At 59.7% G+C, this 10,302-nt stretch carries 7 protein-coding genes and 3 pseudogenes; 7 read left to right on the top strand and 3 right to left on the bottom strand.

The window, feature by feature from the left end; all coding sequences use genetic code 11:
* On the bottom strand, positions 1-773 hold a 773-nt coding region (locus BN1233_RS31305; protein ID WP_046867590.1), incomplete at its 3' end, for an IS256 family transposase.
* Positions 774-994: 221 nt separating this feature from the next.
* Here BN1233_RS31305 and BN1233_RS31300 point away from each other — a divergent pair.
* Complete coding sequence (locus BN1233_RS31300) at positions 995-1,438, top strand: hypothetical protein (protein WP_046867589.1); 444 nt, start codon at positions 995-997, stop codon at positions 1,436-1,438.
* 78 nt (positions 1,439-1,516) lie between these two features.
* On the opposite strand, the pseudogene BN1233_RS46185 reads toward BN1233_RS31300, so the two are convergent.
* Positions 1,517-2,218 (bottom strand): annotated as a pseudogene (locus BN1233_RS46185) (IS6 family transposase).
* A 243-nt stretch (positions 2,219-2,461) separates the two neighbouring features.
* On the opposite strand from BN1233_RS46185, the gene BN1233_RS31290 reads away from it, so the two are divergent.
* The 5 genes and pseudogenes from BN1233_RS31290 to BN1233_RS47495 form a co-directional block, all read left to right on the top strand.
* A complete protein-coding gene (locus BN1233_RS31290) occupies positions 2,462-3,394 on the top strand; it encodes a caspase family protein (protein WP_187144414.1) in 933 nt (310 codons plus the stop codon).
* A 61-nt stretch (positions 3,395-3,455) separates the two neighbouring features.
* Positions 3,456-5,501: a hypothetical protein gene (locus BN1233_RS31285; protein ID WP_046867587.1), complete on the top strand. Its 2,046-nt coding sequence runs from the start codon at positions 3,456-3,458 to the stop codon at positions 5,499-5,501.
* A gap of 127 nt (positions 5,502-5,628) precedes the next feature.
* Entirely contained in the window at positions 5,629-7,986 is a 2,358-nt protein-coding gene (locus tag BN1233_RS31280; RefSeq protein WP_046867586.1) for a hypothetical protein, read from the top strand.
* Positions 7,987-8,116: 130 nt separating this feature from the next.
* Positions 8,117-8,254 (top strand): hypothetical protein, encoded by a 138-nt coding sequence (locus BN1233_RS47500; protein WP_154678318.1) that lies wholly within the window; start codon positions 8,117-8,119, stop codon positions 8,252-8,254.
* A 272-nt stretch (positions 8,255-8,526) separates the two neighbouring features.
* Positions 8,527-8,655: pseudogene (locus tag BN1233_RS47495) on the top strand (IS3 family transposase); the annotation flags it as partial.
* A 229-nt stretch (positions 8,656-8,884) separates the two neighbouring features.
* Here the strand turns inward: BN1233_RS47495 and BN1233_RS31270 are convergent.
* Entirely contained in the window at positions 8,885-9,901 is a 1,017-nt protein-coding gene (locus BN1233_RS31270; RefSeq protein ID WP_046867584.1) for an IS110 family RNA-guided transposase, read from the bottom strand.
* 69 nt (positions 9,902-9,970) lie between these two features.
* Between BN1233_RS31270 and BN1233_RS46180 the strand changes: the two are divergent.
* Positions 9,971-10,284, top strand: a pseudogene (locus BN1233_RS46180) (IS3 family transposase); the annotation flags it as partial.
* Positions 10,285-10,302: the final 18 nt, after the last annotated feature.

The following is a 10,302-nucleotide window of genomic DNA, read 5'->3' as shown; positions in this document are numbered from 1 at the left end:
AAGAGCTCGTCGAGCGCCTTCCAGAAGCCGAGCGCCCCATCACCCACGGCAATGTGAGGCGCAATCGACAGCCCCCGCCGTTTGATCTCGACGAGCAGCTCGCGCCAGCTCTGAGCACTCTCGCGCACCCCGGCCTGGAAGCCGATCAGCTCCTTCTTGCCCTCCCGGGTGGTGCCGATCAGCACCAAGATGCACTCCGCATGATCCTCCATGTGGGCCTGCAGGTAGACACCATCGGCCCAGACATAGACATACCGCCGCGCCGAGAGATCCCGCGCCTGCCAACGCTCATACTCGACCTGCCATTCACCCGTGACCCTGCCAATGGCGGAGGGCGAGAGGTTCGGAGCCTCCTGGCCGAGCAGGGCTGAGAGCGCTTCCTGGAAGTCGCCGGTCGAGAGCCCGCGCAGATACAGGATCGGCAACAGGGCATCCAAGCTCTTCGTCCGCCGCGCCCATTTCGGCAGGATCGCCGAGGTGAAGCGGATCCGATCCTCCTCACCGGCGGCACCGCGGTCGCGGATCTTGACCCGGCGCACTTCCACTAGACCGATCCCGGTCTGGATCGTGCGCGCGGGTCCGTGTCCATGCCGCACCAGACGCTCGCGCCCATCTGGTAGTTTCAGGGCGCGCATGCTGGCGAGATAAGCCTCGGCCTCGCTCTCGATCGCCTGGGCCAAGAGCTTGCGGGCGCCAGCGCGCAGGATCTCCGTCAGAGGATCGTCAATTGCATCGGGCTGACGCAAGCGGACAATGTTGATAGGGTCGTTCATGGGGTATCGCTCTTCTCCAAGAGGCTCTGGCAGGCTCGACACCCGCCTCGATACGCCGCCATTCTCAAACCAGCATCACCCACTTTCCGCCATAGCTCCTGATTACGCTCTGCACTGAGCAGCGGCTTTTCTTCTGGCTCGCTACAGGACATTGCCTGCACGGTTGGGCTGTTGCGGCTGGCGGCGAGCCGGAGGCGGGCCTGGCGGAGCTGAACCAAGCAATGGCCGCGTACCGCGCGTCGGGCGCGGAGATTTTCCTGCCGTATCTGCTGTTGCTGAAGGCGGTGGCGCAACTCGAGAACAGTCAGACTGTCGAAGCCGCGCTCGAACTCGTGAAAGAAGCTCTCTTGATCGCGAACAGGACCGGAGAGCGCTGCTTCGAAGCCGAGCTGTATCGCCTCAGGGGCGAATGCCTGCTGTATCTGCCCTCCCAAAATCGAGCCGAGCCCGAAGCCTCGTTCGTCCGCGCTCTCGACGTCGCCCGCCGCCAAGCCGCCAAGTTATGGGAACTGCGTGCGGCCTCGAGCCTCGCTCGCCTGTGGCAGAACAGCGGCAAGTGCAACGAGGCCCGCGAGCTGCTGGCTCCGGTCTACGGCTGGTTCACGGAAGGCTTCGATACGGCGGACCTTAAGGATGCCAAGTCACTGCTCGATCAGCTGGGCTGATGCTGGGGCGATCCAGAACGCTGGTATCTTATGCGCAGGGTCCGGTCGTCGTACCCCTCCGCTTCTGGGAGGGCGTAGTCACGGGAGCTTCGGCAGCGGTGCAATTTGGCGTAAACTGGAGTCGCTCATGCCGCGGCCGTTCACGCGCCGCCAATGCTCCGCGGCTTCGCTCCGGAAAACGCGCAACATGCGACGGGAAATGAGGTGGCGTTGGAGATTGAACGTATTGTGGACGGCGGAGTGGGTCGAAAGGAAGCGCTGAACGGATCCAGCTGACTGGAAGCCCTGCATCTTTCGCTCGCGTCGTCGTATGACCTGGTGCGAGTTCTCGGCGCGGTTGTTCTTACGCAGGCTCTGTTCATGCTACGCGGACAGACCGAGCTCCCGTCGTGCGCATCCATAGGACGTCAGCTTGTCAGTCGCGAGCACGCGCAGAGCAGAGCCCTACCTCTTGAGCAACTTGCGCATGAGCTTCAAAGCAGAGGATTTGTCCTAGCGCGTCGGAACGAGCATGTCGAGGCTCTCGTCTTCGCGGTCAGCAGCGCGCCACAGATACATGCACCGGCCCTGGATTGAGATCACCATCCCGTCCAAGTGCCAGATAACCCTGGGCCGAGGCTGTAGTCATCGCAGGCTCCTAGCAGTGGCAGGACCGAACTTGAGCACCCACCGGCGAATGGCCTCGTATGAGATCTCAAGCCGTCGCTCGGCCAAGAGCTACTCGACATCCCGGTAGCTGAGAGTGAAGCAGAGATAAGGTTAGAAGACGCGCCGGATAATGTCTGGCGTGAACTGGTGACGGGGGTCGGAAACGGACTGCAACTCACCCTACCGCCAGGAAACCCAGGTCGTCAGCTTTCCCGCGACAGGGCCCTGGAGACTGCACCCTACATGATTGGTGTGTGATAACGGAAGATCTGCCGCAGCTGTGAATTGCATCACATAGAGGAAGACTCGTAGAGCTTAATCTCTAACCCGCGATAGATGACGCTTGGCGCCTACCGCAAAGCAGTGGAGATTTTCATGACGAAAAGAGCCGTTGTGGTAGGTATCAACGATTACACGGGCATTGATCCTTTTGGAGACTCGGATCTGCACTGCTGTGTGCCTGACGCTTGGTCCATCACGGATTTGCTTCCTTCCCTCGGCTTTGATCCGTCTGATATCGTTACACTGACGGATGCCGCCGCCACCCGAGATACCGTGCTGTTGGCCTTGGGCGACGTGATCAGAGCCAGCCAGCCTGGCGATGTCGCCTGCTTCTACTTTTCCGGCCATGGAACGGTTGAGCCGGCTGACCCTGATGACGCTACCTGCGAGCGCTTCTATGAGTCGATGTGCATGGCGACGCGCCCGTTCCTGACTGACCGGGACTTGGTCTTGATCGCGAACCAACTCGAGCCGTCCGTCGTCAACTTCACTGTGATTTCCGACTCATGTCACTCCGGAGGCCTCAGTGAGGAGGTCGACGCATTCGCCAAATACAAATCGCTGCAGATGGATAGTGATCTGACGGAGCGAGTCCAAACTTATATGAACACATGGATCCCGGCGGGTATCGCCGTCCCGGACAACTCCGATGCGTGCCGCAACAACGTGAGCAATGTCCAAGTCTCCGAAGGTGGTCATCTCTATTGCGAGGAGGATCCCAGTCAGATCTTTGTACCGCTCGCCAAGATGACGCTCATCTCCGGATGCCGTTTCTGGGAGCTCTCCTATGAGAGCGACGGTCATGGACTGTTGACCAAGTCTATCCTGGACACAGTGAACTCCAGTGGCTTCCAGATGAGTTATTCCGACTTCATGGCGAGCATCCAAGCTGGCGTAGCGACTGATTTCGAGAGTCTCCTCCCCTTTATCAAGCCGGAATACCCAAAGAGCCAGACGCCGCAGTTGCGCGGCCAGGCAAACCGAATGGACGAGAGCTTCCTAGAGGCTTGGCTCGAGTCCCAGTAATGCAACTGCCTCGATTCAACACGTGAACCGTCACAGTTCACACCTCTATCGGAGTGCCACTATGGACAACGAAGCCCTGATGCCTCTGGGCCCTCTCTTCGGACCCAACTTCATCACCGTCCAGGTAAACGACGAAACCGGTCGTCTATACCAGCTGCAGGTATATCCCGACGCGAATAATGCAAGGCTCAAGGGCGCGAGCATGCCCCGCCAGTATTACTTTGTGCCCCAGCGGGTATATCTTGCCAAGAAGCAGACAGCTCCTGCCGACTTCGATTTCGGAATGACGATCTTCAAAGGGCTGATGACCACTGAGACGACCTTGGGAATCACCGACGCTAACACAACTGGTGGCACAGCCGAAATTGGGGGATCCATCTGCACTTTTTCAACGACCTTCGCCATCCCGGACAGTGTCATCCAAAACGCGTTGCAGAAACTGAAAGCGCGCGAGTTCGACACCCGTCCCGCAGTGGTTCCATTCCTGGCGGCGCTGTTTCACATTGACAGCAATGAACCCGATCCGAATCTCGGTATCGTTACAATTGTCGAAAACGATGTTACGATTGAGATTCCCGATCTCGTTCCAGTTGGTACCGCAAAAATCCCGTTCTTCCTCAGTGCTCAGGGTGCGGGGAAAGGTAGCGTCGAGGCTTCCGGCATCAGCAGCTTTTTGGTGACCTGCAACACGATGGCGGCCGGCGCCATCGCGGGTGCCCTCAAGAACGGGAAATCACCCTTCACAGTTCACTACAATCTCAAGCAGCAATTCTATGTCAACGAGTGCCAGATCACCGTGAAGGTCGATGTCGACAAGATGTATGACCAGTTCTCCGCGGCGGTCTCTGCTGGTGGCTTCCTGGGCATCAACAATGCGAGCCTATCCTTCGCCTATGAGAAATGTGTCACGACTGGTGGCATCAAGACGATCATCACAATGAACAACGCCGTTCTAGGTGAGGACGATGAGCTCAAAAAGATGATCGACAAGCAGGTCGACGAGATGCGCGAACAGGCCTTCAATCTTGTCAAAACGGAAATCTTTGATTGGCATCCCACGGGAGATACCCCGGCGTCAACTGAGCGCGGCCTCTTTAGCAGGTTATTCGGCGGGTCTGCAGTGTCCCTTAAGGGCAATTTTCAGCGCCGCGGCGTCCACTTCGAGAATAACTTCGTCCTGAACGGCACCATCCCGATCATTGACCGCAAGTCCGGCACGCTGAACGACCTGGAGCCCGCTGTCAGGGCCGACCTGAACAAGTATCTGGCCGTCGTCGAGATTGATGAGTACTTCAAGAAGCTGCAAGTGGCTGCCCAGAATAATATCAATTGGGGGGAGAAACTTCCTGACGGAACGCAAATCGGTGATCCGGTTGAAAGCGCACAAATCGAGGTGGCCTACCCCGAATTCAGCCAGCCGACTAATGCCGCGGGACAAGCGCTTCCCCAATTCCGAGCCCAAGGGTTCCATTACACAGTCGGCACCAAGAACCCGGATCGACCGTCGGAGCTGGCGGTCTGGACCAGGGACACGCCGCGCGACATCATCAACATCGCGTTCCTGAAGCTCGACCGGTCGCTTCCAGACTGGGACCAGAACCAGGTGAGGATTCGTAAGACCATTGTCTTCGACTCGTCTGACCCGCGGGTGGAACTCGCCAACGGCGGATCGGTCTTCTCGGTCGAGCAGACGATCCATAACCACGCGCCGATCGTCACTCCCGATGAGGTTGGCTATACCTTTGTCCGGTTCGTTCTCGATCGGCCGCTGCCCAACGATGCACTGTCCGCGACGCTGACGTGCAAGTTCGGAGGCCGCACAGACACCTTCAATATCACCAAGGCCAACCAGAAGAATGTCATCTGGGAGGTCTTCTCGGATAAGTATGTCGGGGAGACCGAGTTCTCTTATGACCTCTTGGTCTCGGTGGTAGGACCTAATTTCACAGACGAGCCGATCAACTGGGGAACGCCCGAGCCGATCAAGGTGCCCCTGCCGACGGGGCGGCTGAAATACATCAACCCGTTCAAGCTCTCAATCCCACCCATTCCTGCTGAGAAGCGGGACCAGATCAACGACTACATCAAGAGCTTCCAAACAGCCTGATGGTCGTCGGGCCCCTACGGGGGCCTGTTCGACTTTGGAGTCAGAATTCTGTCGTTTCCCGCTCGCGGTCGGGGGCGGTGGCTCGCCCCATCGGGGGAGCCCATTCAGCGCAAAGGAGGCCTGCCTTATGCCCAACCCGTTGCAGAAGGCAATTTTCACGTCCTCAGCGTTTCGCTTGGCTGACGCCAATCCCATTCTGCGGTCTCAGGCCGCGGTCCTCGGGCAAGACGTCGTGCCTGACGCTCAGCGCCCGAGCCCGAGCCTGCCATTCGCCGATCTGCAGGAGGGGGATGTCTTCCAGGACAAGGACGACCCGAACAAGTCCTGGTACCTGCCGACCTTCACGCTAGCCGAGAATCCTGATCCCCTGTTTTCTTTCGCGGCTAGCCGGTCCGGAATCGATGCTCAGGGCAATCCATTCAACAGGGCCACTCTCCGGTTTGGTCTCAGCAAGAGCGTTCCAGTAGGGGTGGAGACCGGCAGGGCCTTGGCGCCCGGCAGGCAGTATCATGAAATCCCGCTGCGCGACCTTGCGGTGACTCTCACAGTACTCGCCAAAGACCCGCAGACCGGTACCGACACGCCGGTTGTTCTGCCCTGTGCTGTAACTCCGATAAACGAGACCACTTGGCAGGTCACCATCGACAATGTTCTCGGTGTCAATGTCCTGCTGCTCTACGATAACTTGGTCAATAGCGGCACGGCGATGCTGTCGCTGGCGGCCGCCTATGACGTCTGGCGCTCGCGTACAATTGGGCGGCCTCTGATCTTCTGGGCGCGTTGGCCGCACCGCGTCGCGGTGGAAGAACCGGTTCGGCGGCCTGTCCCGCTTGAAGCGGTGCAGCCTGTCCGGATGTCTAATCCGGCCACCTCGGAGCGGATGCTCCGGCTGAACACGGAACTGACACAGCCAGGGCTTGCTCGAATACGCGCGGAGTCAGTGGATAACGGAACGCAGATCGTGAGCGGCGCGCATGATACCCAGGTCCGAGTGGACGATCTGCGAGTCGCAGCGAGCGGCACTCAGCGGTTAGTAGTACGTCCGGATCTCGACAGGGACGTCATCGTCGCACGGGCCGATCGCCGCCTGCCGATCATGGAGGGTGTCCCGCGGCCAGGCGACCCTGGCCCGGTGCCGGTCATCGAGCAGGCGACCTTTCACTTCAGCGTTGGTGCCCAGCTGGGCCGAAAATTCGCGACCGACCTGTACCGGCTCAAGCTGACGATCGATCGTGGCGACGGCCCGCGGCCGATCGTCGACATCAGCGATCTCAATAGCTTCAACACGATTCAATCGGAATACATCGAACTGACGGCGCTGGGCGATATCAGTTCGAAATACCCATCCATCCGCCAGCTTTATCTAGGCGTTCTCAGCCGCACCATCGTTGTAATCCCCCAGCGCTACGTCATCGTGAGGGATCGCGGCAGCTGTGCCGCCGTGTGTCGGGCGCTAGTCGACAGCTCGCCCGGGCGGACCAGCAGCTGCAAGTTTCAATTTGAGTTTCTACTGGCACCAGACATCAGCCCCGTCGAATATCTACAGCTGAGCCAAGAGATTGCAGCTAATCCAGACCTCAAGGGCTGCACCCTAACGCCGCCCGACCTGATCGCCGAAACTCAGGCACCGGTACTGGGCTCGCCGTTCGTTACCTCGTTCCGCTACAGCAACGGTCCCACCTCTAACACCGTCGTTCTTTCCGTCGAAGTTCGGGATGATACCCAAGGATCGTTGGCAGTAGCCAACGCCAACCTGTTCATCCGACAACTACGGGCTGCCCACGAGCCGTACCTCTCGGGGTCCTTTGACGTTAAGCTGGATCAGAGTCATTCCACCATCGATGCAACTGTTTTGCTCAGCTTCCGGGACACGATAGGCCTTGGGGCGCTCGAATTCAGGATCGATGAGGCGGCCCAAGCGATCCACCTTGTCAACGAATCTCCTTTCCCTCTCCGCTTGTCTCGATATGCCCTCGGGTTGGCGAGCGGCATCATCGTCCAGAATCTGTCGCGCGAACTCGCGAGCGGAGAGTCGACGCTCGTGCCGCTGCCGGCTGATCACGCGGGCATGGGCGTCCTGGTAGACTATGAGATTGCTATCGGCGATAGCATAGGAACCATTGAAGTCGCCCGCTATCTGGAATTCCAGAGCCAGGACGTCCAGAACGCGCAATATGTTCTGGGCATCAATGCCGCCGCCGTCAACTTTGAGGGGCGGGCGATCGAGTCCATCCAGGCGCAGATCTCGATTGCAAACCTCGCGCAAGTCACGGTGCCGGATCTATCACTCCACAAGTTGCGTAAGATGGATAGCACCAACGTTCTTGTACCGCTCCAGTACGCGATGACCCAGCTGAGCGCGACTGTGCTCTTCATGGTGAAGTTTGTTGACCCACAGCGAAGTCCGGTGAAATTCACGAAGACCTGCGACTTCATAGAAACCCCGATTCTGATCCTGCAGGATCGCGATCTTCCAGCCGGCTGAGAGCAGACAGATCGGATGGTCATTGTCGATGCATCATCTCGCCCCGTGGGAATTCATGCCGCATGAACACCTTGTTGGGCCATGTCACAGGGACGCTGAGCGTCTTGACTTTCCTAAGGTGAGGTAAGGGATGCAAGTCATCTCCTATGCCCGTCACCAGTTTCCGCCCGAGGCCATCCGGCAGGGGATCTGGCTGTACCCGCGCTTTACGCTGAGCTACCGGGATATTGAGGAACTTCTGGCCGAATGGGGGCTCGAGATCAGGTAGGAGACTATCCGGCGTTGGGTAATCAAGTTCGGACTGTTACTGCCAGTATCCTAATACTAGGTCCCGGAGGGTGAGACTCGTCGGGGTTTTCAGAGCGGCCTTGGTCTGATTCAACATGGCGAACGCGGAGGTTTGCCATGTCGGTTCCGGTGGTGCTGCGGATGGATTTCTATGGAGCGGCGCTGCGGTCTCTGGCGCGCCAGAGCCAGTGATCCACCCCCATTGAGCTGGTCCACCCTGAAGTATGTCTTGAGGCAGACAGGAGGACCGAAATGCCCAGGAAGCGTCACAAGCCGGAAGAGATCGTCGCCAAGTTGCGCCAGGTCGATGTGATGGTCTCACAGGGCCAATCCGTCGCCGATGCGGTTCGTGCTATCAGCGTCACCGAGGTGACCTATTATCTCTATGGACGGCTCTCCCGTTGCAAGCAGGATTGGCTTTGAGGGGCTTGGGTCAGTTGCAAACATCTATCCGGCGTCACCCGGCTGGGGCGCCCAAATGGGGAATCCGCTCGCGCACGCCTCTATAGCTGGCCGGCCTCGAAGGCCGCGATAATAGTCAGGCTCTTTACGCGCCGGTCCGACCTGTACCTCTCATTTGCCTCTCATGCTCGCAAGGCTGGCGATGTCCTCAGGCGGCAACGCGGTACGGCTCGCCCGTTCGCAGCACGGCCCAGATGATCCGCGCTGTCTTGTTGGCGACCGCAACCGTGGTGCGGTGGAAGCCGCGTCGCTCCCGAAGTTGGTTCACCCACTGGTTCGCCGGATCCGTCTTGCCAGGCGCGGTTCGCACCACGGCTCGGGCTCCGTGAACGATCATCGCCCTGAGCGGCTGGGAGCCTCTCTTGGAAATCCCCATCAGCACGCGTCGATCTCCACTTGAGTGCTGGCTGGGAACCAGCCCGAGCCAGGCGGCCAGGTGGCGGCCATTGCGGAACTCCGAGCCATCGCCGATAGCGGCTACCATCGCGGTCGCCGTCTTGGGCCCGACGCCTTTGATCCGGGCCATCCGCTGACAGGGCTCAGAGGTCTCGAACACGCGATCGATCTTCCGATCGAAAGAGCGGATCCGTCGATCGAGATCGCAGAACAGGTCATAGAGCTCACTGATGGCCTCGCGGGCCAGATCCGTCAGCTCGGGGTGCTGGCCTGTGAGGATCTCAGGGATCGCCCGCCGCGCCCGGGTGATGCTCACGCCGATGGCGATGCCGCGGTCGAGGAGCATGCCTCGGATCTGGCTGACCACGGCGGTGCGATGGTTCACCAGCCGCTGGCGGGCACGGTGGAGCGTCTGGATATCCTGCTGCTCGATCGTCTTCTTGGGCACGAACCGCATGTGCGGCTGGCGGGCGGCCGTGCAGATTGCCTCGGCGTCATTGCCGTCGTTCTTCTGGCGGCGCACGAAGGGCTTCACATATTGCGGGCTGATAATCTTGACCGCATGCCCATGCTCCTCGAAGCGCCGCTGCCAATAGAAGGCCCCGGTGCAGGCCTCGATCGCGATGGTGCACGGGGCCATTTGGGCGATGACCTGCATGAGGCTGTCGCGCATCACCCTGCGCTTGAGAACAACGGCTCCTGATCTGTCGACCCCATGAAGCTGGAACACGTTCTTTGCGATGTCGACGCCAAGTGTGTGGATGGTCATGGGATGTCCTCCTCGTCTTCAGCCCTGGTATCGTGCAGGGCGGGAGGGAGAGCCGTCCATCCCATTAGCTGGCGTCAGGAATACGGCGGCCTTCAGCTCGAACAGGCGAAACGGTTGAAGGAACTGGAGATGGAGAACGCCAGATTGCGTCGGGCCGTCTCGGATCTCACCCTGGAAAAGCTGATTCTCAAGGAGGCTGCCTCGGGAAACTGGTAAGCCCCGCCCGCCGCCGCGCCTGTGTGGATCACGTAATCGCCAAGTATGGCGTCTCGGAACGGCTGGCCTGCCGGGTTCTCGGCCAGGACCGCTCCACGCAGCGCAAGATCCCCACGTCTCCTGATGATGAAGCGGCCCTGACCGCCGACATCGTTGCGCTCGCCGTTTAGTATGGCCGCTATGGC

It is taken from the genome of Microvirga massiliensis (assembly GCF_001006805.1).
In the GTDB taxonomy this organism is placed as follows: Bacteria; Pseudomonadota; Alphaproteobacteria; order Rhizobiales; family Beijerinckiaceae; genus Microvirga; species Microvirga massiliensis.
The sequence above is the reverse complement of the archived record's forward strand: the minus strand, read 5'-3'. Positions and strand labels throughout refer to the sequence as shown.

Coding starts and splice junctions, on each gene's coding strand:
- BN1233_RS31285 (WP_046867587.1), top strand. CDS start 3,456: ATGGACAACGAAGCCCTGATGCCTCTGGGCCCTCTCTTCGGACCCAAC.
- BN1233_RS47500 (WP_154678318.1), top strand. CDS start 8,117: ATGCAAGTCATCTCCTATGCCCGTCACCAGTTTCCGCCCGAGGCCATC.
- BN1233_RS31300 (WP_046867589.1), top strand. CDS start 995: ATGGCCGCGTACCGCGCGTCGGGCGCGGAGATTTTCCTGCCGTATCTG.
- BN1233_RS31290 (WP_187144414.1), top strand. CDS start 2,462: ATGACGAAAAGAGCCGTTGTGGTAGGTATCAACGATTACACGGGCATT.
- BN1233_RS31270 (WP_046867584.1), bottom strand. CDS start 9,901: ATGACCATCCACACACTTGGCGTCGACATCGCAAAGAACGTGTTCCAG.
- BN1233_RS31280 (WP_046867586.1), top strand. CDS start 5,629: ATGCCCAACCCGTTGCAGAAGGCAATTTTCACGTCCTCAGCGTTTCGC.